Annotated in this window: 14 protein-coding genes and 1 tRNA gene; 8 read left to right on the top strand and 7 right to left on the bottom strand. The window is 65.1% G+C overall.

The genetic code is table 11. The features are described 5' to 3' along the window. Nucleotides 1–8 precede the first annotated feature (8 nt). From ISO4_RS02075 to ISO4_RS02050, 6 genes are all read left to right on the top strand, one after another. The gene (locus ISO4_RS02075) at nt 9–1,904 is read left to right on the top strand and encodes a DUF2341 domain-containing protein (RefSeq protein ID WP_194854983.1); all 1,896 of its coding nucleotides are present in this window, start codon (nt 9–11) and stop codon (nt 1,902–1,904) included. A gap of 10 nt (nt 1,905–1,914) precedes the next feature. Further along, nucleotides 1,915–2,340 carry an ExbD/TolR family protein gene (locus ISO4_RS02070; protein WP_067609111.1) on the top strand — a complete coding sequence of 142 codons (426 nt, stop codon included), beginning with the start codon at nt 1,915–1,917 and terminating at the stop codon, nt 2,338–2,340. Between the two features lie 158 nt (nt 2,341–2,498). Next, nucleotides 2,499–3,110, top strand: a complete 612-nt coding sequence (locus ISO4_RS02065; RefSeq protein WP_323745319.1) for an energy transducer TonB family protein — start codon at nt 2,499–2,501, stop codon at nt 3,108–3,110. Between the two features lie 43 nt (nt 3,111–3,153). Continuing rightward, nucleotides 3,154–4,833, top strand: a complete 1,680-nt coding sequence (locus tag ISO4_RS02060) for a putative porin (protein WP_194854981.1) — start codon at nt 3,154–3,156, stop codon at nt 4,831–4,833. Between the two features lie 45 nt (nt 4,834–4,878). Beyond that, nucleotides 4,879–5,571 (top strand): DNA repair protein, encoded by a 693-nt coding sequence (locus ISO4_RS02055; protein WP_194854980.1) that lies wholly within the window; start codon nt 4,879–4,881, stop codon nt 5,569–5,571. Next, nucleotides 5,564–6,022, top strand: coding sequence for a YbjN domain-containing protein (locus ISO4_RS02050; RefSeq protein ID WP_194854979.1), 459 nt, complete (start codon nt 5,564–5,566; stop codon nt 6,020–6,022). The genes ISO4_RS02055 and ISO4_RS02050 overlap by 8 nt, the downstream gene beginning before the upstream one ends. On the opposite strand, the gene ISO4_RS02045 is transcribed toward ISO4_RS02050, so the two are convergent. The 3 genes from ISO4_RS02045 to ISO4_RS02035 are packed head-to-tail and all read right to left on the bottom strand — an operon-like array spanning nt 5,993 to nt 8,173. After that, the gene (locus ISO4_RS02045) at nt 5,993–6,964 is read right to left on the bottom strand and encodes a FecR family protein (RefSeq protein ID WP_194854978.1); all 972 of its coding nucleotides are present in this window, start codon (nt 6,962–6,964) and stop codon (nt 5,993–5,995) included. The genes ISO4_RS02050 and ISO4_RS02045 overlap by 30 nt on opposite strands. Next, a complete protein-coding gene (locus tag ISO4_RS02040) occupies nt 6,961–7,509 on the bottom strand; it encodes an RNA polymerase sigma factor (RefSeq protein WP_194854977.1) in 549 nt (182 codons plus the stop codon). The genes ISO4_RS02045 and ISO4_RS02040 overlap by 4 nt, the downstream gene beginning before the upstream one ends. Nucleotide 7,510: 1 nt before the next feature. Beyond that, nucleotides 7,511–8,173: an STN domain-containing protein gene (locus tag ISO4_RS02035; protein ID WP_194854976.1), complete on the bottom strand. Its 663-nt coding sequence runs from the start codon at nt 8,171–8,173 to the stop codon at nt 7,511–7,513. Between the two features lie 252 nt (nt 8,174–8,425). Between ISO4_RS02035 and ISO4_RS02030 the strand changes: the two genes are divergently transcribed. Next, complete coding sequence (locus ISO4_RS02030; protein WP_194854975.1) at nt 8,426–20,539, top strand: filamentous haemagglutinin family protein; 12,114 nt, start codon at nt 8,426–8,428, stop codon at nt 20,537–20,539. A 112-nt stretch (nt 20,540–20,651) separates the two neighbouring features. Then, entirely contained in the window at nt 20,652–21,440 is a 789-nt protein-coding gene (locus tag ISO4_RS02025) for a helix-turn-helix transcriptional regulator (protein ID WP_194854974.1), read from the top strand. A 71-nt stretch (nt 21,441–21,511) separates the two neighbouring features. Here ISO4_RS02025 and ISO4_RS02020 read toward each other — a convergent pair whose 3' ends face one another. The 4 genes from ISO4_RS02020 to ISO4_RS02005 all read right to left on the bottom strand — a co-directional run bounded on the left by ISO4_RS02020 (nt 21,512) and on the right by ISO4_RS02005 (nt 24,933). Continuing rightward, a complete protein-coding gene (locus tag ISO4_RS02020) occupies nt 21,512–22,795 on the bottom strand; it encodes a PstS family phosphate ABC transporter substrate-binding protein (RefSeq protein WP_194854973.1) in 1,284 nt (427 codons plus the stop codon). Nucleotides 22,796–22,866: 71 nt separating this feature from the next. Next, nucleotides 22,867–24,168, bottom strand: coding sequence for a PstS family phosphate ABC transporter substrate-binding protein (locus ISO4_RS02015; RefSeq protein ID WP_194854972.1), 1,302 nt, complete (start codon nt 24,166–24,168; stop codon nt 22,867–22,869). A 354-nt stretch (nt 24,169–24,522) separates the two neighbouring features. Continuing rightward, nucleotides 24,523–24,598 (bottom strand) — tRNA-Phe (locus ISO4_RS02010). A 50-nt stretch (nt 24,599–24,648) separates the two neighbouring features. Beyond that, entirely contained in the window at nt 24,649–24,933 is a 285-nt protein-coding gene (locus tag ISO4_RS02005; protein WP_067612674.1) for an oxidative damage protection protein, read from the bottom strand. Nucleotides 24,934–24,953 lie beyond the last annotated feature (20 nt).

Below are 24,953 nucleotides of genomic sequence, written 5' to 3'. Positions count from 1 at the left end.
GCCTGACCATGCGACAACGCTTACTCGTCTTTCTTTTATCCTGCCTGGGGACGCTCTTGCCGACCCTGGCCCATGCCTGGTGGCAAGAAGATTGGAGCTACCGCAAGCAGATATCCCTGGACACCACACAACAGGGTGCGGCCATCACCGATCAGGTGGGGCGCATTCCCTTGCTGGTGCGTCTGCATACCGGCAACTTCAGTTTCGACGGTGTGAAAGCGAACGGCACGGATCTGCGCTTCGTGGCGGCGGACGACGAAACCGTCTTCAACCATCGCATTGAGAGTTTCGATTCTCTGCTGGGCGTCGCCTATATCTGGGTGGACGTGCCCGAGATGCAGGGCGGCGCGCGCCAGGATATCTGGATGTACTACGGCAATCCTGACGCGCCGGCCCTGGACAGCAGCCAGATCTTCGATGCGGATTACGCCGCCGTCTATCATTTTGACAGTGCCCCGGGGGCCACCGTCGATGATGCCACCGCTTACGCCAACGACACGCAAAACGCGGTGCCTGGAACGACATCGGGTGTGATCGCACAGGCGGCGCAATTCAGCGGCGAGCCCTTGCTGCTGCCGGCGTCGCCGTCGCTTTCGATCCCGGAGTCCGGCCAGTTCACCTTCAGCGCCTGGGTACGCACACCACAGTCCACCGGCGAGCAGCTCCTCTACGCCCGCCGGGACGCCGGTAATTCGCTGCTGATCGGCCTGGAAAACGGGCTGCCTTTCGTGGAGGTAAACGGGCAGCGCAGTGGCCAGGCACAGCCGTTGACCGCGGACCAATGGCAGCACTTAGCGGTGACTGCCGACGGACGCCAGATCACCCTCTATTTGAATGGACAGCCGATATCCTCCCTCGATGGTGCGTTGCCGGCGTTCAATACGCCGGCCGCCCTTGGCGGCGATGTGCCGGGCTACGGCGTGGCGGCCGTGGCCGGCACGGATGAAGAGGAAGCGGCCACCACACCGGCGGATGAGGAGGCGGCCGCGAATGACGCAAGCGCCACGCCGGTTGCCGCCGGCTTTAGCGGCGCCATGGATGAAGTGCGTCTCTCCCGGGTCGCCAGGTCCGCGGCGTTTCTGAAGGCCAGCGTGCAATCCCAAGGCGGTGAATCCCGCTTGCTGGAGTTTGGTGTCGACGAAGAGCAATCCGGGTTCGGCTTTGGCGCGCTCGGTTTCCTGCTCAGCGCGGTGCCCATCGACGCCTGGGTGATCATCGCCGTCTTGATGGTGATGATGGTCCAGACCTGGGTGGTGATGTTCCAGAAGTTCCGCCATACGCGTCGGGTGGACGAAGCCAACAGCGAATTCCGTGAGGCCTTCTCCGGTGTCGGCACCCGCCTGGAACAACTCGCCGACGATCGCTCGCTGGGTGAACGGCTGCACTATTCATCGCTGTGGCGGCTCTACCAGGTGGCGGTGCACGAACTGCGAGTCCGGCGTGAACAAGGCGCGGACACCGACCGTATTTCGTCGGAAACCCTGGAGGCGATCCGCGCGTCCATGGACGCGGTGCGGACCCAGGAGAACCGCACGCTGGGACATCGGCTGGGTGTGCTGTCGAACGCCATCGCCGGCGGTCCGTACATCGGTCTGCTGGGCACCGTAATGGGTATCATGGTTGTGTTCCTGGGCACCGCCATGGCCGGCAACGTCAATATCAACGCGGTGGCGCCGGGTATGGCGGCCGCTTTGCTCGCCACCGCCGCCGGCCTGTTCGTCGCCATTCCCGCGCTGTTCGCCTACAACCGGCTGAACGGACGCAACCGCGATATCAGTTCCGATATGCGCGTCTTCCTCGATGAATTCGTCACCCGCCTGGCCGAGCAGCGCGGCGGCACGGCGCCGGTGCTCGACGCCAGCGGCGATAAGCATCGAACCACTTCCCGCGACGTAATCGCTTAAGGAGAGCGCCATGGCTTCCGTAAGAGCCTCGATGGACGACGATGAAATGGACGGCCCGGTGGACGGCATCAACATCACCCCTTTGGTCGACGTGCTGATGGTGGTGCTGGTGATGTTCATTCTTACCGCCACCGCGCAGGTGGCGGGCATCCAGGTCGATTTGCCCAAGGCGAGCGCTTCCGTCTCTTTATCGGAACCCAAGACCAAGGCGGTTTCGGTGAACAACGATGGGCAGGTCTTTCTCGATGCTTACCCGGTCACCCTGCAGGAACTGGAAGACCGGTTGCGCACCGAGAAAGCCACCAATCCGGACTTCCCCGTGGTCCTGCGCGGCGACGCCGCGGTGCAGTACCAGAAGGTGGTGGAGGTGCTGGATATTCTGCGTCGCCTTGAACTGGCCCAGGTCGGGCTGGTTACCGGCAAGCCCAAGAACTGACTGCACGGACCCTAGCCGAGATGCCAACCGAATCACCGAGATGGAAGCGCCGTAGAAAAACCGGTGGGCACGGGCCGCGCCCTGGCCCGTCTGGCCGGCGACGGTCAACCCCGATACCACGGTTCGCATGGGTCGCCGCCGCGCTGCTCGGGCTGGCCGTGCTGAGCTGGTTGGTCTGGCTGTGGGCCAACGACACCGCCGGAGTGCGTCGCCAGGTCGCGAAGCAGGAGATGATCATTCCGCTGCCGCCACCGCCGCCGCCCGAGGAGACACCGGAACCCGAACCGGAGCCGGAGCCCGAAGAAGCGGTGGAACCGGAGCCGGAACCAGAGCCTACGCCGGTGGAAGAGCCGACCCCGGATGAGCCGCCGTCGCCGGCGGAGGATCTCTCCGACGCCATGCAGATCGATGGCGAGGCGCAGGCCGGAACCGACGCCTTCAACATTGCCGCCGGCGGCGGCGGTGGAATGGGCGGTTCTGGTGCCGGCGTGGGGAACGCCACCTATGGCCAGTACCTCTCTTACGCGTTTCAGAAGGCGCTTCGCGAGAACCGGAGCATCCGCAATCTGAGTTACCGGGTCGAGGTCAATCTGTGGCTTGACCGTTATGGACAGGTGACTCGGGTACAGCTGCTCGAATCGAGCGGCGATGAAGACGTGGACGAAAAAGTAATCGCCGCCTTGCGCGACATTCAACCTTTGGATCAACCGCCCCCGGAGTCTCTCAACCTGCCGGTGCGTATGTCGCTGCAGGGGCGGCGGCCGGGATGACCAGGGCAACCTCACAAGATGAACGTTTCAGGAGCGACATAGCATGAACAGGCAATCTCATCGTTGGGTCCTGGCGCTGGCCCTCGCGGCGGTGCTGGCCGGCCCGGCCGTGGCGCAAACCGCCACGCCATCGCAAGCGGACACTACCCCCAACACCACCGTCCATCTGATTCGCCTTCTGGTCGAGCAGGGCGTGATCACGGCGCAGCAGGCACAGGCCCTGATGGAGCAGGCGCGCCGGGAGGCGGTGGCGGCGGAACAGCGGGCCGAACCGGAAATACGCGAAGGCGACGTGCGGGTGCCCTATATCCCGGAGACGGTGCGCGATGAAATCCGCGCCGAGGTCAAGGACGAGGTGATGGCCCAGGCCAAAGAGGAAAACTGGGCGGCGCCCAATACCTTGCCTGACTGGGCCTCACGGATCACGCTCTTCGGTGATGTGCGCGTGCGGAATGAATCCCGCTTTTACTCCGGAGACAACAGCGTCGAAATTTTCGACTTCAACGAGTTCAATGATGAGAACTATGACTTGCGGGGCCTGACACAGCCACCGCTACTGAACACGCGAGAGTCTCGGGAGAACCGGCTGCGTGTGCGTGCCCGTTTCGGTTTGCAAGCGGCGCTGACCGACACCTGGAGCGCGGGCCTGCGCATCGCCACCGGCAGTAGCGACAGCCCGGTATCCACCAACCAGACCCTGGGCGGCGGCCTAAGTAAGAAAGATATCTGGCTGGATCGGGCGCGCATCACCTGGGCGCCGGGGGTATGGAATATCACCGCCGGTCGCGCGGAGAACCCGTTTGTCTCGTCGGATCTGTTGTACGACGGCGATCTGAATTTCGATGGCGTGTCCGCGAGCTGGGGCGACGTCACATTCAGCGAAAACGGCGCTTTCTTCGGCACCCTGGGTGCGTTCCCTCTTTCCTACACATCGGACGATTTCCCGTCGCGGGATTTTGATAAGAAAGGCAGCGATGACAAGTGGCTGCTGGGTACGCAGATCGGCGCCGACTGGCGTTTTAATGAGGATAACCGCTTCCTGGTGGCGCTGTCCTACTACGACTTCCACAACCTTCGTGGTGAGCGATCCTCGGAGTGCGTGCTCTATTACGGCGACAACACCTGCGACACGGATGACTCGGCGCCGGCCTTCATGCAAAAAGGTAACACCCTTTTCCTACTGCGTGACATCGCTCTCAACCCGGCTGACGAAGCCGGTACCGCCATGCCGCAACTGGTCGGCCTGGCCTCTGAGTTCGAATTGTTCGACCTCAATCTGCGCTGGGACACCCCTTTTATCGGCGGCTACAAGCTGCGCCTCGCGGGCAACTATGTCTATAACAATGGCTACAGCGAGGAAGAGATGTTCCGCAACGCGGAAGGTCAAGTGATCAACAACTTCGACCAGAACGGCGAGCTAAAAAGCGGCCGCGATGCCTGGATGGTACACGCTGCCTTTGGCCCCTCCCTGGATCTCGAGCGCGTCGGCGACTGGAAGGTATTCGCCGGCTACAAGCACATTAAGCCGGACGCATTGCCGGACGCCTTTAACGATTCCGCCTTTCACCTCGGTGGCACCAACGCCAAGGGCTACTACCTGGGGGGCGCCTACGCCTTCACCGATGGGGTTTTCGCCCAGGGACGCTGGCTGAGTACGGATGAAGTATACGGTCCGCCGCTGGCCATCGATGTGTTACAGATCGAATTGAATGCCCGCTTCTGACGCACGAGGAGAAGGAAAATGGGAACAACGCTAACCAGGCAAGTCATGGATCGGAATGACAAGGATAGAGCGGGCGCGCGCTGGTTGCTGGCGCTGGCGCTGATGTTCGGCCTGGTCTCCGTCCCGGCCGCATGGGCGCAGGCACCGGAGAGCCTTGAACAGAGGCTGCGGGCTGAGCTGCGTAACACCACCCAGCAGCTGCGTGATCTTCAGTCCCGGCAGGCACGCCTGGAGGCGGCGCGCGCCAAGGCCGAGTCGCAGCGGGATGACGCCCTGGCGCAAGTGGAGGCGCTTCAGGCGCGCCTTGATGACCGCGAAGGCAAGCTCACTGCCGAACGCCGGGCAAGCCAGTCACGAATCGCCGCCAGTCAGGAGCGCGCCCAGCAAGTGCGGGACGCCTATGACGAGCTGCTGGCGTTGGCGAGAGAGAAGGAGGCGCAACGAATGACCTGGGAGAAGCAGGCGCGGGAGCGGGCCGCGGCACTGCGGACCTGCGTGGAACGCAATGAAGCATTGTTTTCGGCCGGCCGGGAAATTCTCGACGCCTATCAGAATCTGGGCTCGGGAAGCTTGTTCCGTATGCGGCAGCCGCTGGCGGCCTCGGCGCGGGTGGAGTTTGAAAACCAGGCGCAGGCGTTCGGCGATCGCCTTTACAACAATCAGGTGCAAGTAACGGAGACGTCGTCCGACGACGGCGAGCAGACGGATCAATCCGAGGAGGCGCGCAACAATGAGTGAACAAAAGAGCGACATGATCGAAGCGGTGAGTCTGCAATACCTGGCGGAAGTATTACAAGGCGCCGGTTACCGCACCAACGAAAGTGAGCAGAACGGCGGCAAACAACTGCTCAGCGCCAGCCAGGGCATCGGTTTCGCGGTCAGGCCGGGCAACCCGGTTGGCGAAGGCCCGGAAATGCTCGATTTTACGCTGAGCTGTGCGTTGCGTATCCAGGGGACGTTACCTGAAAACATGGTATCCGATTGGAACCGCGATAAGCGGTTCAGCCGGCTCACTCACCAGGTTGACTTTTTGGTTCTTGAGATGGATGTGGTCGTGGCGGGCGGCGTCGGTGCGGGCCACCTGCGCACTCAAGTGGAGTTATGGGATCGGTTGATGCGGGAGTTCCTGCTCTATCTACGTAACTATCGCGCCACCGGCTCAGCTGATGATCAAGACGCCGCCGGGTAGCGAGCGAACGTTGGCACCGTGCACTTCCCGCACCAGCGTGGCGAAATCGTCGAGCCGGTCCAGTGACAGATACGCCTGCACCGGCGTGCGTCCAAGGCGATCATCCAGCAGCACGATCCGGCCCGGCCGATACCGGTTCACCTCGTCGACCACCTGGTTCAACGGCATGCCGTCGAATACCAGCACGCGCTGTCGCCAGGCGCTGACCCGCCGCGTATCAACATCTTGCACATCGGTCAGTCGGATATCGTTATACACCACCTGTTGAGCCGGCCCCAGTCGTGATCGCTGGGCGCCATGGGCGACATCGACCTCGCCTTCCAGGCAGGTCACGCGTACCCGTTCGTCGGTGTAGCGCACATTGAAACGCGCGCGCCCCGCCGCGATCCGCCCTTGGCCGGCGCTTACCATGAAGTCCCGGGTATTGGCCACGGTGGTGATTTCGGTCTCCCCGGAACGCAGAACAAGGCCGGTAACGGTGTCGTTCCGGCGTTGCAGGTCGACACGGGTCTGGGTGTTCAAGAGGACGGTGGCGGCCTGTGGCAGAACCACTTCGCGCTGTTCGCCGGTGGCGGTCCACAGGTCCGACGACAGCGCGCTGGCGTCGGGCCAGAGGTCCAGCGGTGAACGCAGTGCCACCCAACCCACGGAAGCGGCCACGGCACCGCCGAGCAGGGCGCGCCGGCTGAAGCGTCGCTCCCGGGCGCCACCCAAGGACGCCACCGGCGATGCCGTCGGTTCCGCGGCCTGTTGCATCCCCCGCCACACCTGGCGGCACTCCGCGAAGGCTTCCGCATGCGCCGGGCTGCGTGCGCACCACCGCCGAAAGGCGTCGCCGTCGGCGGATGTGGCCTGGCCCGAAGCGAGCCGGACAACCCACTCGCGGGCTTCCCGCCTGATCCGATCGTTGTCGGGATTGTTAGCGGCGTGTTGATTGTTCATGACGGCGGCCTTTTTATTTTCGGCCCGAAGCGTTGAATGTACTCCCGGTCCAAGCGTTTGCAACAGTGCTCAAGACCGGCTTTCAGTTCCTTTTCGACGGTGCGCAGGGAGACGCCGTGACGCGCGGCGATCTCTTTATGCGGGACGTCGTTCAGTCGCGCGGCGGTGACGATGGCGCGGCGGCGCCGCGGTAACTCCGACAGAGCCCGCCGCAGCATGGCGATCTCCTGTTCGCCGAGCGCCTCGCGGGCCGGGTCGGCGCGCTCATCAGCCATCAGATAAAGATCTTCCACTTCATCCAGCGTCATCACCCGCGCCTGTTTGCGGCGCTGCTCTTCGGCCACGTTGAGAGCGACACGGAACAAGTATGCCGCCGGATGACGAACGGCGGTACTGTCGCGCATGGCGTCAACACGCAGCCAGGTCTCCTGAAGCGCGTCCTCCGCCAGTTGCCGGGAACCGAGCCGGCTGCGCAGGCGTTGGCGAAACTCGTCGTAGCGGAGCACCAGCAGATCGCGTAGCGGCTGGTGGAACGTATCGGGCATCTTAGTGCTCCCCAGTCCGTTCGCAGGGCGACGCGCCGTCACGGACCAGCAGCACCGTAAGGGGCGTGGGTTGGTTGGCGGGCGGAGCGGCGATTCGGCTGCCCTCCAGCGTCTCGTGAACGGCGCTGCTCCAACGCGGCGCGTGCTCTGAGTCGAGGACGTGAACGCGTTCGATAAGACCGTCGCCGCGCACCCACAACTGCAACGCCAGGCGGGTTCGCCCGAGCTGATCGGCATGGCCGCGACACAGCAGCCGGGCGATATGACGTTGCACCGCCCCGGCATAGGCCCGGGTCACGGTGTTGGCCGGTGGCGTGACGGTGTCGGTGTGTTGCGGTTCGCGTGGCAGCAGTGTCCACGCGGATGCGTCAACCCGGCGTACTTCCAGATCGGTGGGTTCAAGCAACGCCCGCAGCGCGGTCGATGGCGTCAACCGGCCATGCACCGGCGCGGCGATTTTATTATGGATCAGATCGCTGGTTACCAAAATAGAGATCCCCGTTTGTTCGCTGAACGCCGCGAGCGCCTGAGACAGGGGCTGCGCGGGCATATCGAACATTACCGTGGTGGCCACCCGGCCCACCGACGGCCACGTCAGCAAAGCCCCCAAAGCGGCCACGCTCAGCAAGCGACGGACGGTCACCAGACAGCGTGAAATAATCATAGGACGGGAGGCACGGCTGAAACGATTGCGCAAATTGCCACCCTACCGCTGTTTTATGTCGGAAAGATGTCACAAATATTTTTCGGCACGGATTTATGAATTTTCCATGAAATAACTGCGGTCGGGCGGCGTATTAACCATCTAGTTCAAAGAGTCCAGCCACCCTTGGTCGTGGTGTACCGGGCCGCACCCGTGTTCGCCTTGAGAGAGTTCCCGATGAAAATGAGAAAAGCCGTTCCGTCCAATGCGTCAATGAATCGCACCGCCGTGGATCAGCCCTTCGCGGTAAAGCCGCTGGCACGGGCTGTCGCGTTAGTTCTGGCGGTGGGAACGGCCGGGCTGGCGGAAGCCGCGCCCCGGCCGCTCAGTTCCGAGTGGCTGGCGGCCAAGGCGGCGGCCCGCGCCAGCGCGCCGGCGCCCCGTCCCGGCGCCGCCGCGGACGCCCGGATGCAGGCGCAGCGCCAGGCCAACCAGAAACTGCGGCGCTCGATCGATAATCTGACCCGCACCGCCGGCGCCGTCGCCGCCCAGCGGGCGGCCCAGGAAGCCGCCCGGCAGGCGGCCCGACAGGCGGCCTCGAATATTCCCGACGGTCTCGCGGAAGGCGGCCTGAAGGTAGACGCGAACCCGGACACCGCCGGCTGGTTCAATGCCGAAGACCCGACCCAGTCGGTCCGCGACGGCCACACCACGGTTAATATCAAGCAGACCGGCAACAAAGCGATCCTTAACTGGGAGACCTTTAACGTTAGCCGTGACACCACCGTGGATTTTGACCAGCAGGCCAACTGGGCGGTGTTGAACCGGGTCAACGATCCCAACGCCCGGCCCAGCCAGATCCAGGGCCAGATCAAAGGCGACGGCACGGTGATGCTGGTGAACCGCAACGGGGTGGTGTTCAGCGGCTCCAGCCAGGTCAACGTGCGCAATCTGGTGGCGGCGGCGGCGGACATCAGCGACGAACAGTTCCGCGAGCGCGGCTTGTACGGTGACAACGAAGGCAGCCAGGCGGTGTTCACCAACGCCCAGGGCGACATCGACGTGCAGGCCGGCGCCCGGCTGACCACCGCCGCGCCCGGGTCCGCCACCCAGAGCGGCGGCTACACGCTGCTCGCCGGCCGGAACGTGCACAACCAGGGCGAGATCGTGACCGAGCAAGGCCAGACCACGCTGGCCGCCGGTGAGGATTTTTATATTCGTAAAGGCCGTGGCACCGAGGAGAACCTGGCCTCCACCACCGACGGCAACGAAGTGGCGAGCCGTCAGTCCGCCGCCAGCGCCCTCGACGGTAGCGCCGGCACGGTCACCAACAGCGGTCTGATTCTCTCGTCCGAAGGCGACATTACGCTGACCGGGCACGACGTACGCCAGCAGGGCGTGGCCGTGGCCACCACCAGCGTTGATAAGCGCGGCACCGTCCACCTGCTGAATTCCGCCAGCGACGCGTCCGGCAAGGTGACGCTGGGCGAGGGCAGTGTCACCGCCGTGGTGATCGATGAGGACGGCGGCACCGCGCTGGATAGCCGTCGCCAGACATTGATCGACGAATCAGCGGAGTACGATCTCGAGCGCGAGGGTCTCAACGACGGCGTCTTCGATAACCTGGCCGAGCTGCCCGACCGCCGCGACCAGTCCCGCGTGGAGATCGTCTCCGGCGGCGACGTGATCTTCGAGGACGACTCGCTCACCCAGGCCACCGGCGGCCAGATCGCCGTTGCCGCCAGCGACCGCGTGCGCGTGGAAAGCGGCGCCGAGCTGGATGTGTCCGGCGCCGTCGGCGTGCGCGTGGCGATGGAATCCAACAACGTCCTGATCAATGTACAAAGCAACGAACAGCGCGATTCGCCGGTCAACCGCGACAGCGGCGCGCTGCGCAACGGCGACGTCTGGATCGACCGCCGTGAACTGATCCACGTGCCCGCCGGCACCGGCGGCTATGAAACCGACCGCTGGTACACCGCCGGCGGCCTGTTGGAAGTGGGCGGCTATCTCGACACCGTGGCGCACTCCGCTGGCGAGTGGGCCGCCGCCGGCGGCACCGTGCGGCTGCACGGCGACGCGGTGATTGCCCAGGGCGGCTCCGCCGTCAACCTGTCCGGCGGCACCCTTAACGTGCAGACCGGCTATATTCGCCAGACCTGGCTGAAAGGCGCCGACGGTAACCTCTACGACGCCGCTACCGCGCCGGGCTACCTGCGCTATACCGGGCTTTATCGGGGCTACGAACGAACCAGCGAACGCTGGGGCCAGACCGACGCCTGGCGCAACCCGCTGATCAACCCCGAAAAGCGCCTGGAAAACGGCTACGTCACCGGTCGTGACGCCGGGCGGCTGATCGTCAGCGCGCCCACCGCCATCCTGGAGGGCGACATCGTCGCCGAAGTCTACAACGGCGAACGTCAGAACCGCGCCCGCGCCCAGGGCCTGGACGGCTACAGCCAGGCACAGAACAGCGTCGCCCGCGCCGGCCAACTGCTGCTCGGCAAGTACGGCCTGCTCGGCCTGAGCGGCGGCTTCGACAGCGACGTGCGCGTCGGTGACATCGAGGATGTCGCCGGCGAACTGGAACGGGACGCGGAACTCGGCGAGCGGCTCGGCACCGTTTGGCTGGACGCCGCCCGCCTCAGCGAGCAGGGCCTCGGCGGTCTCGATCTGGTCAGCGCCAGCGGCATCGCCGTGGAGCAGGACCTGGACGTCACCCCCGGCGGCTACGTGCGCCTGGCCTCCGGCCAGGTCGACGTGGACGCCACCGTCACCGCGCGCAGCGGCGACATTACCCTGACCAATATCATCGACGTGGTAAACAGCAATGGCGGTGCGGCACGAACCGCACTGACCGGCGCCGACGGCGATACCTATGTGCGGCTCGGCGCCGAGGGGGTATTGGACGCCCGTGGTCTTTGGAGCAACCAAATACGAACACCGGACACCGCCGCGTTGGCGCACCGCGACGGCGGCAGCGTGACGCTGGCCTCCAGCCGCGACGTCGCCCTGGAAGCCGGTAGCCTGATCGATGTCTCCTCCGGCGGCGCGGTCACCGCCGACGGCCAGTTGCTCGGCGGCCGTGGCGGCGACATCACCCTGAGCGCCGCGACCACGGTCAATGACAACAGCGGCACGTCGGAGAACGGGGTTCTCACCTTGGATGGCGATCTGCGCGGTTATGGTGTCGATGGCGGTGGCACCCTGTCGATCGAATCCGGCCAGGCCATCGTCGTGGGCGACGAGTTGTTTGAGACCGAAGGGCTGCTCGCCGCCGGTCAGGAAGTACCGGTGGATCTCACCTTGCTGGAAGAAGTGGTGATTGAAGCCGGCGGCACCTTGCCGTTCAACTATGAGTATCGCCGCACCCAGGCCCTGCCGGGCCAGCCTTTCGGCGACAGCCCCCTGGCCATCAATGGTGGTCCGGGTGTGACCTTGGCGGCGGATTGGGTGGTGCCGGACGGGGTGATGCTTCTGGCCGGCGGCTCGGTGTACCAGGGCGGGGCGACGGTCCCCGCCGGCGCCACCATTACCGTCACCCAGGGGTCGCCGGCGCCGGATTATGTGGTGCCCGCCGATGTGTTCCCGCAGGGGCTGCCCGTCGCGGAAAGCATGGCCGTGGCGCAAGCCGGCACGCCCCTGCCGGTGGACGCGGTCTTCTCGCCGGGTCAGACCCTGGGTGCCGGCATCGTTCTGGATAGAGACGTGAGGGTGGAAGCGGTTTCCACCCTGGCTCCGGAATACTTCCAAAACGGCTTTTCGAACTATGAGGTCAACGGTCATCGCGGTGTGCATGTCACCGAGGGCGCCAGCATCGACGTGGCCATGCCGGTGTACCGTTACCGGCCCGGGATCATTAATGCGGTGGATCGCGATGCGGCGCTGGAAGTCTGGACACCACCGCTGTATCAGGCGCTCCCGGAGGAGAGACGGGTGGTGCGTCGGGACGGCGCCAGCCTGACCCTGAAGTCCGAGAGCCAGCGCCGGCCCAGCGCCATCGCGATCAGCGAAGGGGCGACGGTCCAGGTCGACCCGGGCCAGTCGATCACGCTCAGTGGTGGCCAGACCACCGTGGAAGGCACCCTGCGGGCCCGCGGCGGCCGCATTGACATCCTCAACCCGGAGACCGACGGCGTCACGCAAAGCCAGTCCCTGGGGGAGTCCATCTGGATCGGTGAGCAGGCGCTGCTGGACGCCTCCGGCTTCGCCTACGCGGCCACCGACGGCCGAGGCCGGCGCTACGGCGAGGTGTTGGACGGCGGTCGTGTGACCCTGGGCAGCCTGGCGCCGGACGAACTCAACGATAACGGCATCTATGAGATCAACAATCGTTTCATTGTTGTCCGCGACGGCGCCGTGATCGATGTGTCCGGCACCCGGGCCGATCTGGACTTGGGCGGCGACCGGCCCACCACGGTGGCGAGCAACGCCGGTGGGCTGGCGATGCGCTCCAACGCCGGCATCTACTTCGATGGCGAGCTGCGCGGCCAGGCCGGCGGTGAGGGCGCCGCCGGGGGCGACCTGGAGCTGATGCTGGAAACCGTGCTGTTGCCATCGAACAGCGGTGACGAGCGCCAAGCCGGGCTGCGCAACATCGTTCTGGGCGAGCAACTGAGTTCCGGCATGCCGGAGGACATCGAGCCGGGCCCCGGCAATGCCGGCCTGCGCTACGGCGAGGCCCGGCTGGCCACCGACGACCTGGCGGACTGGGGCGTGGACGGTCTTTCCGTTTGGGCCCGTGATGCCATCCTGTTCGAAGGCGACACCAGCCTCTCGCTGGACCGGAAAATCGCCCTGGGCGCCACCGTTATCGGCGCCGCGCCGGAAAACCCTGATATCAATGTGGAACTGTCGGCACCCTACGTTAATTTGTCCGGGCGCACCGCCACACCCGAAGGGCTGGGATCAGGCAACAATCCGGGGCCGGTTTTCGCTTTTAACCACGGTAATGTGGACGCTCTCTCTCGTTTAACCGGTGAGAACAGCCGGCTTTCGGTGCGGGCGGACCTGATTGATCTGGGGAGAGGGCTCTTGACGTTCGGCGGTCGCGGCAGCCGGGACCTTCTGAGCGGTACCGAAACGGTGGATCTCCCCGGTTTTGCCGACATCCGGCTGGATAGCCGGGGAGATATGCGGCTGGATAACGTGTCCATGGTTGCGGACCGGGAACTGACCTTGATCGCTGAACGATTGTACCCGGTGACCCATAGCCAGAATGCGATTCAAGTAGGCGTGGCGGTGGCGGGGGATCTCTCCGGCGATCCGTTGGAGGGGGCGCTGCTGCGCATTCAACGCCGGGGGACGGGGGACCCGTCTCCGCCGCCTTCGGTATTCGGGGCCGTCGCCCTTCGTGCGCCACGGATCGAGCAGGGCGGCGCTTTACTGGCTCCTTTGGGATCAATCTACATCGGCGGAGACCGGCCCTCGCTGGGCGGCAGCTTCCTGTCGGAAATCGCCATTAACTCCACGTTGGGGGATGTCGCATCCGACGCTGTGTTGCAAGAAGGCAGCGTGACCTCAATCAGCGCGGCGGGCCTGACCCTGCCGTACGGCTACACCACGGACGGCATCAACTATTTCTACAACGGTGAGGAAATCGATTTCGATGTGCCCGGGTTGACCGGCAGTCAACAGGCTCAACGCACTGGCGGTGGCATCCGCTTCGGCACCGCCACCTTCATGGCGGAAGAGGGCGCCGTGGTCGACACCTCCGCCGGCGGCACTCTTTGGCGGCTGGGGTTCAGCAACGGGGCCAGCGGCTCCGTGGACATCCTCGATACGGCCCTGGCCAACGCCGCCCCTTGGCATTCCGGCGGCTCCGATCGGGAAGTCTATGCCATCCTGCCCTCGATGAACGGAGCGGCGGCACCGTTGGACCCGGGGCTGCCCGCCACCGGCCAGGTGGGCCGACAGATCACCATTGACGCCGGCGTGCCCGGGCTGCCGGCGGGCACCTACACCCTGCTGCCCGCCGAGTACGCCATGATGCCCGGCGGCTACCGGGTGGAGCTGGGCGGGGCGGCGACACAGCGGCTCGGCGTTACCGCCGGCGCCGCCCCGGGGCTGTACAACGCGGACGTTTACACCGGCCTGGCCAATACGGGGGCGATCGCGCGACAGCCGCGTCGGGCCACCATCATGGCCGGCACCGAGGTGCGCCGTTACGGGGAGTACAACGAGACCTCCCTGACCCGGTGGGTGGCGGAGCAATCAGCGGAATTCGGAGTCGCCCGGCTTAGTAACCTGATTCCCGAGGACATGCGGCCGCTGCTGTTCGACTTTGGCTACTCGGACCCGGCCAATCCGGAGGCGTTCCGCTTCAATGGTGAGTTGCGCAACGAGCGTGCCGAAGGCGGCACCGGCGGCCTGGTGGGGTTCCACGGCGGCGCCCTGGAAGTAATCAGCGAGCCGGGTCAGGCGGACGCCGGCCGCATCAGCCTGCGGGACGACGACCTGAACAGCCTGGGCGCCACGGTGCTGGGCCTGGGTACCAGCGACACCGATGGTTATACGGAGCCGGGCAACTCGGTAATCGTGCGTTCCGGCTCGTCACTGAACGCGGCGGCGGTGCTGCTGGCCGGCAACGGTGAAGAGACTTCGGTGGTGGTCGAATCCGGCGCCACCATTGATACCCGGGGGCGCGGCTCGGCGGGATGGACCGCCGATAACGGTATGGTTCTGAACCCCAACGAGGACCAGTCCCTGTTGGCGGTGGGCAACGACCTGATGACGTTCAGCGGTGTCCAGGGCGAGGGCGGCCTGCGCGTGGAGGACGGCGCCGGCCTGTTCGGCGAGGGCTCGGTGGCGCTGCTGGCCCCCGGCGGTGCCGAAATCGGTGAGATCGCCGTGGGCGCCCGCGACCTGCTGCTGGGCGTGGAGAGCGTCAACGTGGGTACGGATGGCGCCCTGGATCAGGCCGCCACCGACGGCGTGCTGTCCAGTGGCTGGCGCCTGACCCAGGCGATTCTGGATGGCCTGCTGCGCCCCGCCGAGGGCCCCGGCATCGAGAGTCTGAGCTTCCAGGCCTCCAATTCCATTAATTTCTTCGGCCCGGTGAGCCTGAATACCTTCGATCCCGCCACCGGTGAGTCCAGCGCCGATCTGCGGTTTATTACCCCGGCGATCTATGGCCTGGGCGGCGAGGGCGATACCGCCACCCTGCGCACTGATCGGTTCACCTGGAGTGGCTTGGGGTTCATGGAAGGTCAACGGGGGAACCCGAAACCGGTGGCGGCGGAGCCGGGCCCGGTGATCGAGGGTGGCGCCGGTACCGGCACCGGCGGCTTCCGGGTGGACGCCAATGAAGTGGTGTTCGGCTTCAACGGCCCGGTGGTCGACGAGACCGCCAACCTGAGCCTGGACCGGCTGATGCTCGGTTTCCAGGACGTCGAGTTCAACGCGACGCAACGGATCACCAGCGAACGGGAAGGCGCGGTCTCCGTGTATCAGCGCGACCTGGGGGACGGGCAGTACCAGGGTGGCAACCTGACCCTGAACGCGCCGGTGCTCACCGGCCAGGCCCGTTCCGACATGACCTTCCGCAGCGGCGGTGATTTGACCGTGGCACGGCCGGAGGGCGCCGAACCGGTGGACCGGAGCAGCCTGGATCTGGGCGGTCGCCTGACCCTGGACGGCAACCGGGTGCGCATCGACGGCACCGTGGCCGCCCCCAGCGGCCGCATCGAAATCCACGCCGACGAAGACGTGGAACTCACCGAAGGCAGCGTGCTCGATGTCGCCGGCCGGGAAGTGACCTTCTTCGATGTGACCCGCCACAGCTTCGGCGGCGATGTCGTGCTGGAAAGCCGTCAGGGCGATGTGCGCCAGGCTGCCGGCGCCACCCTGGACGTATCCGCCCGGGGCAGTGACGCCGGCACCGTCAAGGCCACCGCCGCCAACGGCCAGGTGGCGCTCGAAGGTGACCTGATCGCCCGCGCCGGGGATCAGTCGGACAACGGCTTCGAGGGCGGCTCGATTCAGGTTGAAGGCCTGACCATCCTCGACTTCGTCGGCCTCAACCAGCGGCTCGGCGACGGCGGCTTCGACTACCGCCGGGACTTTACCCTGGGCAGCGGCGATCTGGTCATCGGCGACGAACTGCAGGCGCGCCATCTGTCGGTGACCGCCGACGGCGGCAGCCTCACCGTGGCCGGCACGGTGCGCGCCGGCGGCGAGTACGCCGGCAGTCTGCGGCTGGCCGCCCGCGACGACCTCACCATCGAGAGCGACGCGGTGCTCGACGCCAGCGGCGACACGCTCAAACGTGACAGCCACGGCGGCGCCATCGAAGGCAGCAACCGGGCCACCCTGGATCTGACCACCCGGGGCGGCCGCCTGGTGCTGGCGGACGGCGCCACCCTGGATGTGAGCGCCGGCGGTGAGGCGCGCGGCGTGATCAATCTCAACGCCCCCCGCCTGGGCGGCAAGCAGGGCGACGACGTGGCGGTGGACGCCGACGGTCCGCTCACCGTGCGCGGCGCCAAACGGTTGGCGGTCAACGGCTTCTGGACCTACGACGACGCGCCGCTGGACCCGGAAGACGACACCACCCAGGTGGTCGACGAGACCTATATGGATGGCATCCATGGAGACAGCAACGCTTTCGTCAACGGCGCGCTTGCCAATGCCCAGTTGATGGAGCGGCTGGCCGGCCTGCGCGACGCCGCCGGCGAAGGTTTCCAGTTGCGGCCCGGCGTGGAGATCGTCTCCTCCACGGAGCACGGCAACCTGCGCCTGGACGGCGACCTGGATCTGGCGAACTACCGCTACGGACCGGATGTGGACCCGAATGTAAGAGGTTCCGGTACCGCCGGTGTGTTCACTCTGCGGGCCGGCGGCGACCTTACCGTGAACGGCACGATCAGCGACGGCTTCGGTGTGCCGTTGAGCAGTCCGGATACCGCCTATTATCTCGACTACGAGCTTGAGCCGGGACTGGTCACCAGCGACGGCAGGCTGGCACGCTCATTTATGTTGCCGGAAGAGCTAATATTGAAAGCCGGTTGGACCTTCGATCGCTACGTGGAAGGGGTGCTGCCCTTTGATGTGGTCCCGTCAACGTTATACATCAAGAGCGGACAATCCGTCAGTGAAGAGGTCATATCGCTTAGCTCTCCCCGCTTGATTAATCATACGCTAACGGCTGATATGTTCCTGCCTTACGAGGTCATGGATGCCCGAACGGGTATTGTGTATGGCCCGGGGCGCGTGCCAGCGGGCACTTCCCTTTCTAATTTTACAGCTCCGTCGGGGACCCGGTTTGCCCCTGGTTTTGTATTTCCCCGCGCGGTTCGCATTGAACCTCGGCCTATGCCCGCCGGAACGGATCTTTCTATCTACACTGTCAATATCGCCAATGAGGACAGGGTGGCCAAGCGACTGCCCGCAGGTACGGTTCTGCCTCAGGGCACGTATCTCACGGGGCTCCAGACCGCTGAGCAAGAGACCCAGAATGTTCCGGCGTTGGCCCCGGTGCTGGAACGGGGTCGTGAATCCTGGGATATCCGTCTGGTGGGCGGCGCCGATCTGGCCTCCGCCAGCCGCCGGGCGGTGCGGGCCGGCGCCGTGGCCGGGGATCTGATACTGGATAACACCGCGTCGCCGGAAGTGTTGCGGAACACCAGCGAAGCGACCGAGGCCGTCAGCGTGATCCGCACCGGCTCCGGCGACCTGGAGCTGATCGCCGCCCGGGACTATCGCCAGGATTCCGCGTTCGCGGTCTACACTGCCGGTGGCGCCTTGCCCACTGATGAGACGCCCCAGGTCGGTCGGCCGGATGGTGGCGATCTGCGGAATGGCTACGATAATTACGAAAGTTCCGCGGCGGTCACCGAGGTACAGGCGGGCTTCCTCACCGGCGGCGGTGACGTCCTGGTCAGCGCCGGCCGCGATCTGATCGGGCACAGCAGTGGTGACCTGCCCGCGTCCCGCTGGCTGTGGGCGGACGACGCCCCCGCCTCCGGCGAGCAGGCCGCCTGGTGGATGCACTCCGGGACCTATATGCCTTCCGATCTCTCCTTCAACGGATCCCAGCCGGTGCTGGCCGTTTTCCAAGGCATTGGCGCCCTGGGCGGCGGCAATGTGACCCTGGCCGCCGGCCGCCATCTGGGCGCCAACCGGGATCAGACCAGTATTAACGGTGGCCTGAACGTGGCGGTGGGCGCCAGTGGTTGGCGTGATGCGGACGGCGGCATCACCCAGTTTGGTGGCGGGGAGCTGCGTATTGACGCCGGCGGCTCCGTCAACCCGGTGCGAGGAACGTCGGGTGCCAGCAGCGTGAATAACCTTCGCGGCGATATTCAGGTGCGGGCCGGGGGAATCGGGCAGACCTGGCAGACCTTTGAGTCGCCGTCGTCAAACAATGTCGACCCCAGGCCGGACGATCTGATCGCCCGGGCTCCGACAGACCCCTACGGTCGTCTTAACGTCGCTGTTGGCGACGCCTCGGCCCGGCTGCTCAGCGTGGGGGACCAGGTGCTTTCCACCCGCGATCCGCTGGCGAGCATGGGCGTGGACATCCGGCAGGACCAGAGCGGGATCGCCGCCTTCTCCGCCGGCGGCGACGTGACACTGACCGGAGGTCAAGCGCCCTCCACCCTGAGTCTGGTGGCCGGGGAAGGTTCCCTTTATGGAGCCGGTAGTAGTCCCACGGCCCAGGATGCGGTGGTGCGCGCCTCCCTTGAGGGAGCCGTGGAGTTGCTGGCGGCGGATTCCATCTACCACCTGGGGTTGGGCATCGACGCTCACCCGGACGCCCGGGGCGTGGCCGGGCTGGCGCCCGCCCGTTTCTACGCCGTGGAGGGGGACATCTATAACCTGATGTACGGCTATCTCAGCAATCCCGATGACAACCTGCCGTCGCTGTTGGGGCGTCCCGCCTGGGTTCGTGCCGGTCGCGACATCGTGGCTTTCGGTCAGAATACCTCTGGCTCCATCGGGCATGAGAGGGCATCGGTTCTCGGCCACAATGCCGCCACGGACATATCTTTGATCGAAGCTGGCAGGGACCTGATCTTTATCGACGCCGTGGCCGTGGGCCCGGGCACCCTGGAAGTGACCGCCGGTCGCAACTTCTACCAGGCGGACCGGGGCTGGGTGCGCAGCATGGCCGGCCAGTCCGACAATGTGGGCAGCGGTGCGGACATCGCCATCAATGTGGGTATGGGCGCGGACGGCCCGGACTACCAGTCCCTGATCGACGCCTACCTGAACCCGGCTAATCTGGCCGATCCGGGCCGGCCCCTGGCGGACCAGCCTGACAAGGTGGTCAAGGTCTACGACCAGGAGCTGCGCGACTGGCTGGAGGCTCGCTACGGCGACACGGCCCTGGAAGGCACCACCGCCCTGGCCTATTTCGAGGCGCTGTCGCCGGAGCAGCAGCGCATCTTCCTGCGCGAGCTGTACTACGCGGAACTGCGCGCCGGCGGCCGGGAGTACAACGACCCGGACGGCGACCGTACCGGCAGCTACCTGCGCGGCCGCCGGGCCATCGCCACCTTCCTGCCCCGAGCGGACAGCGAGGCGGGCACCTCCGGCTACGAAGGTGATTACACCATGTTCTCCACCGGCCAGAACTCCGGTCTGGTGCGCACCGAGGGCGGCGGCGATATCCGGATGCTGGTGCCCGGCGGCGACCTGATCGTGGGCGTGGAAGGGGTGCGCCCGGCGGGCGGTGACAACGGCGTGCTCACCCAGGGCAGCGGCGACATCCAGATGTACAGCCAGGGCGACATCGCCCTGGGCCTGTCGCGCATTTTCACCACCTATGGTGGGGACATCTTCGCCTGGTCCGCCGCCGGCGATATCAACGCCGGCCGTGGCGCCAAGACCACCCTGGTGTACACGCCGCCGCGCCGCGTCTATGACGATATCGGCAATGTGAGCCTGTCGCCGGTGGCGCCCACCACCGGCGCCGGCATCGCCACCCTGGCGCCGATTCCCGAGGTGCCGCCCGGCGACATCGACCTGATCGCGCCGCTGGGCGTGATCGACGCCGGCGAAGCGGGTATTCGCGTCTCCGGTGACGTGAACATCGCCGCCCTGCAGGTGGTCAACGCGGAAAACATCCAGGTACAGGGGGAATCCACCGGCCTTCCGGCGGTGGCCAGCGTCAATGTGGGCGCGCTCACCAATGCCACCAACGCCGCCAACAGTGCGGTGCAGGCGGCGGAGCAGGTGAGCCGCGGCGACCGGGGTAATCGCCCCTCGGTGATCACGGTCGAAATTCTCGGCTACGGCCAGGAGCGGCTGGTGCCGGAACAGGATCGCAACGCCGGCGCGCCCGACTACCGGCCTGACGGCGTGGTGCGGGTGCTCGGCGCCGGCGAATTGTCCGAAGAGCAGGGCGCGGCCCTCACCGACGCGGAGCGCCGCAGCATGCTTTGATTCATCCGCCCGGTACACCGGTTCTTTCCGCCGACGGCCCAAGCGTCGTCGGCGGAGACGCGCGACCGGTACTCATTAAAAGAACCGGGCCAATAAAAAGGGAACGACAAGGATGTTCTACGAGCGCGATACCACCGACCAGATTCTCTCCCTGGCGCGGGTCACCACCCTGGGCCGGCTGCGGGCCGGGCTGAGCTATCTGCTGGAAGCCCACGGCTTTCGCTACTATGTATTTACCTGCCACACCGTGGAGTCCGACGGCGCCTGCACGGCGGTGCTGCACAACCTGCCGTCCCGCAAGCAGGCCGCACCGGCTTCCGTTGATAACGTGATCGTCAACGACCCGCTCGCTCAATACGCGATCAATGAAACCCTGCCGATGGACTGGCGTTCGCTAATGAGCCGCCCTGAATACCAGGGCCGTATCTTCCGGGCAGCGATGAACCGGCGGGTCCGGCGCGGCATGCGCAGCGGCTGTACCGTGCCGTTACTGCAAGGCTACGGCGCCCTGGCCTGGCTGGATCTGGCGTTGGACCGCGATGACGAGTCCGCCTGGGCGCACATTCGTCAGTACCTGCCCTACGCCACCCTGTTGGGGCGGGTGGTGCTGGACAAGACCCGGAGGTTGGGCAAAAAGCCGTTGTCCGCGGATGACGTTTCCTCGGAGCCCCTTGATGAGCGGGAACGGGCCTGCCTGCGTGGCGCTAGCGAAGGTCTTAGCAATGCCGAAATCGGGGCACTGCTGGGCATCAGCGAACGCACCGTCTCCAACCATATCCACCGCGCCTGCGAAAAACTCCACGCCCGCAACCGCCAGCACGCCATCACCAAAGCGCTGCTTTCCCGCCAGCTTTACGCTTGCACACTACCGCTGGGTAACGAAGCGGGCCCGGTTTCTTAAACCTTACCCGCACAAAATAAAAAAGGGCGCCGGGTGGGCGCCCTCCGCACTGGCGTGCGTTGATCTTGCGATCAGTTGATGCAGGAAGCGGCGGTGCTGGATGCCGTGGCGCCGACGGCCAGGCGAGCAAAGCCGGTGGGCAGGGTGCTACTGCCGTTGACCACGGTGTCCACCAGATCTTCCAGCGCCTGGGGATCGGTGTTGCCGTCGGTGTAAACCAACAAATTGATTACGGCGTGAATTGGGTAGGCGCCGGTGAGCTGAGCGAATGGATCAATCATCAGTATACAGTCGCTGTCTATGCCGGAGACCGGCTGGGGCTGCGGCAGGCCGGTGAATGGGTTGATGTCGCCCAGTACCTGGCCGGTCAGCAGGTCACTGCTGTCGTAGGCGATATGCGTGGTGTTGGCCGGGTCCTCGCCTTCCACGTCGGCGTAGTCCAGGCCTTGCTCGGCCAGCACACTGCCTATCCCAGCGTAGCCGATGGACCAACTGGATGTGGACAGTTGATCAGTGATATTGAATTCTCCATATTTCGGCGTGGCGATGGCGTAGTTACCCACTGGTGCGGCGGTGGTGAAGTCTTCATGGGTAATGAAGATGACCTGGGAGCCGTTACAGACGGCAGCCAGATACTGAGTAAAGGCGAAGGTGACCCCGCTGCGGTCGGAACGGTAGACCACATTGATCGGTTGGCTGGGCCAGGTGGGGTTGATCTGATCCCAGCTGGTGGCACTGCCTGAGAAGATGTCGCACACCTGGGCGTTGCTCAGGTTGGGACGGCTGATCGGGTTGCCGAACACATCGTTGCCCAGATTCAGCGGCAGTGCGATCAGAGTGCTCAGGGCGGGGACCTGCACCAGATTCTGGCGGTTGGCGCGCGGGCCGTTCAGGAAGGCGGTCACTTCGTTGGCGGTCAAGGGAGCACCTGAACTGACGAAATCCGGGTCGGTCTGGCCGGCCGGCGCGCTGAAGCCCACCGGGCTGGCGCTGTAGTCACGGCAGGCGCCGTCGGCGTTCAGGGCGTTGGCGCCTACCAGAACCCGCTTGCCGGTGCTGCTGCCGGTCTGGCAGTAAGAGGCGGTGTGTGAGGGGTTGATGATTTGGAAAGCGTCAAAGATAGAACCGCTAGTGATAGTGGTTTGTTGATAGGGGTTAAAGCTGCTATCGAAACCTGCGAACAGGCCTGCATCGGTGGACAGGCGAGACCGCGGGTTGGTGACAGTGAAGTTATCGCCCACGTAAGCCAGGGCCGGCAGAGAGGCGCCGCCGCCTACCAGGTCGGTCGCGGAAGCGGCCAGAGGTGCGCTGATGATCGCGGCGGCCAGGGCTGCCTTCTTGATGATGGTTTTCATGATTATTTCTCCTTTTTATACATAAAAAGGGCGCCCCAAGGGGGCGCCCTCCTCACCGAGCGAATCGGTGGTTAGGCATCAGTTTTGATGCAGGTGTCTGCTTTACTGGATGCCGTGGCGCCAGTGGCCAGGCGGGCAAAGCCGGTGGGCAGGGTGCTGTTGCCGTTGACAACGGTGTCCACCAGGTCTTTGAGCGCCTGGGGATCGGTGTGGCCTTCGGTGTAGGTCAGCAGGTTGGTGACGGCGGCGATCGGGTAGGCGCCGGTGAGCTGAGCGGCCGGGTCAATCACCAGGACGCAGTTGCTGTCGATGCCGGATACCGGCTCGGGCTGCGGCAGACCGGTGAACGGGTTGACATCGCCCAGTACCTGGCCGGTCAGCAGGTCATTGCCGTCGTAGGCGATTTGCGTGGTGCTGGCCGGGTTTTCGCCTTCCACATCGGCGTAGTCCAGATCTTGCTCGGCCAGAACGTTGGCCAGGTTGGCGAAGCCCACGGACCAGTCGGTGCTGGATACTTCGGTGATGATGCCACCGTTGCCGCTGGCCGGCGTGCCGACGGCGTAGTCGCCGACCGGCGCGGCGGCGGCGAAGTCTTCATCGGTGTTGAAGATGACCTGGGAGCCGTTGCAGTTGGCGGCCAGGTATTGGGTGAAGGCGAAGGTGGTGCCGCTGCCGTCGGAGCGGTAGACCACGTTAATCGGCTGGCTCGGCCAAGTGGGGTTGATCTGGTCCCAGCTGGTGGCGTCGCCGGAGAAGATGTCGCACACCTGGGCGTTGCTCAGGTTGGGGCGGCTGATCGGGTTACCGAACACGTCGTTGCCCAGCTTTAGCGGCAGCGCGATCAGCGCGCCCAGAGCCGGCACCTGCAACAAATCCTGGCGGTTGGCGCGCGGGCCGTTCAGGAAGGCGGTCACGTCGTCGGCGGTCAGGGGGGCGTCGGAGCCCACGAAGTCCGGATCGGTCTGGCCGGCCGGTGCGCTGAAGCCCACCGGGCTGGCGCTGTAGTCGCGGCAGTCGCCGTCGGCGTTCAGGGCGTTGGCGCCTACCAGAACCCGCTTGCCGGTGCCGCTGCCGGTCTGGCAGTAGGAGGCGTTGTCCCCGGAATTATTGCTTTGGAACACTTGGAAGATAGAGCCTTGGGTGAGCTCCGCTTGCTTGTACGGATCGCCTAAGCTGTCGTCACCTGCGGTCAGGAGCGTGTCTGAGAAGGTAGTAGACAGACGAGATTGCGGGTCGGTGCCAGTGAAGTTGGTGCCCACGTAAGCCAGAGCGGGCAGAGAGGCGCCGCCGCCTACCAGATTGGCGGCGGAAGCGGCCAGCGGTGCGCTGATGATGGCGGCGGCCAGGGCCGCCTTCTTGATGATGGTGTTCATGTTCAATCCCTCGATGTTGGGTGTGATTTGTGATGAATCCCCGCAGCGGGTGCCGCACAAATCACGCTATCGAGAGCGCATTTCGTTTTGGTTCCAATACGAATAAATTTGCTGGTCGGTTTGGCGGCATTGATTTGTCAGCACTTGCCGGAATCGGCAAGACGAGTGAGTGGTTGGAACGAAGTCGAAGGTAAGGCGCTGATTTTGCGAGGGTATGGCGGACACTGAAACGGCAAGCGCCGTGACCGGACGGTGACAGTGGCGGGCGCCGGCTTGCGTGGGCCGGCAGGTCTGTCCCTAAAAAAAGTTTGTCTTATAAAAAAGCCCCGCCGGGAGGCGAGGCTTTCTTGAGTCTGGTGCCCGGAGACAGAATCGAACTGCCGACACGGGGATTTTCAATCCCCTGCTCTACCGACTGAGCTATCCGGGCGTTGGGCGCGTATTAAACCGACTCGACCCGGCCCCGTCAAGCGCGCTTGGCTATTGGTTGGCGTCTTTTGTGGGAGGAACGTAACCCTCTGCTTTTTCGACGCTTTCGTTGTTCAAAAAGCGATCACGTTGCTCGTCCAGAAAGGCCTTGGCCTTGGGGTCCATCACGTTCAGGTGCTTCTCGTTGATCAGCAGGGTCTGGTGCTGCAGCCATTCCTGCCAGGCCTGCCGGGACACGTTGTCGTAGATGTCCTGGCCCTTGGGGCCGGGGAAGGGCGGTTTTTCCAGGCCTTCCAGGTCCTGCTGGTACTTGCGGCAGAAGACGGTGTGGGTCATGGCGGTGCACCTCCGATGCG

This window comes from Alloalcanivorax venustensis ISO4 (assembly GCF_015356855.1).
Classification (GTDB): Bacteria; Pseudomonadota; Gammaproteobacteria; order Pseudomonadales; family Alcanivoracaceae; genus Alloalcanivorax; species Alloalcanivorax venustensis.
The sequence above is the reverse complement of the archived record's forward strand: the minus strand, read 5'-3'. Positions and strand labels throughout refer to the sequence as shown.

Excerpts from the sequence above, each read along its gene's own strand:
- ISO4_RS02005 (WP_067612674.1), bottom strand. The coding sequence starts at position 24,933 with ATGACCCACACCGTCTTCTGCCGCAAGTACCAGCAGGACCTGGAAGGC.
- ISO4_RS02045 (WP_194854978.1), bottom strand. The coding sequence starts at position 6,964 with ATGAACAATCAACACGCCGCTAACAATCCCGACAACGATCGGATCAGG.
- ISO4_RS02035 (WP_194854976.1), bottom strand. The coding sequence starts at position 8,173 with ATGATTATTTCACGCTGTCTGGTGACCGTCCGTCGCTTGCTGAGCGTG.
- ISO4_RS02055 (WP_194854980.1), top strand. The coding sequence starts at position 4,879 with ATGGATCGGAATGACAAGGATAGAGCGGGCGCGCGCTGGTTGCTGGCG.
- ISO4_RS02025 (WP_194854974.1), top strand. The coding sequence starts at position 20,652 with ATGTTCTACGAGCGCGATACCACCGACCAGATTCTCTCCCTGGCGCGG.
- ISO4_RS02060 (WP_194854981.1), top strand. The coding sequence starts at position 3,154 with ATGAACAGGCAATCTCATCGTTGGGTCCTGGCGCTGGCCCTCGCGGCG.
- ISO4_RS02050 (WP_194854979.1), top strand. The coding sequence starts at position 5,564 with ATGAGTGAACAAAAGAGCGACATGATCGAAGCGGTGAGTCTGCAATAC.
- ISO4_RS02070 (WP_067609111.1), top strand. The coding sequence starts at position 1,915 with ATGGCTTCCGTAAGAGCCTCGATGGACGACGATGAAATGGACGGCCCG.
- ISO4_RS02075 (WP_194854983.1), top strand. The coding sequence starts at position 9 with ATGCGACAACGCTTACTCGTCTTTCTTTTATCCTGCCTGGGGACGCTC.
- ISO4_RS02040 (WP_194854977.1), bottom strand. The coding sequence starts at position 7,509 with ATGCCCGATACGTTCCACCAGCCGCTACGCGATCTGCTGGTGCTCCGC.
- ISO4_RS02020 (WP_194854973.1), bottom strand. The coding sequence starts at position 22,795 with ATGAAAACCATCATCAAGAAGGCAGCCCTGGCCGCCGCGATCATCAGC.
- ISO4_RS02015 (WP_194854972.1), bottom strand. The coding sequence starts at position 24,168 with ATGAACACCATCATCAAGAAGGCGGCCCTGGCCGCCGCCATCATCAGC.
- ISO4_RS02030 (WP_194854975.1), top strand. The coding sequence starts at position 8,426 with ATGAATCGCACCGCCGTGGATCAGCCCTTCGCGGTAAAGCCGCTGGCA.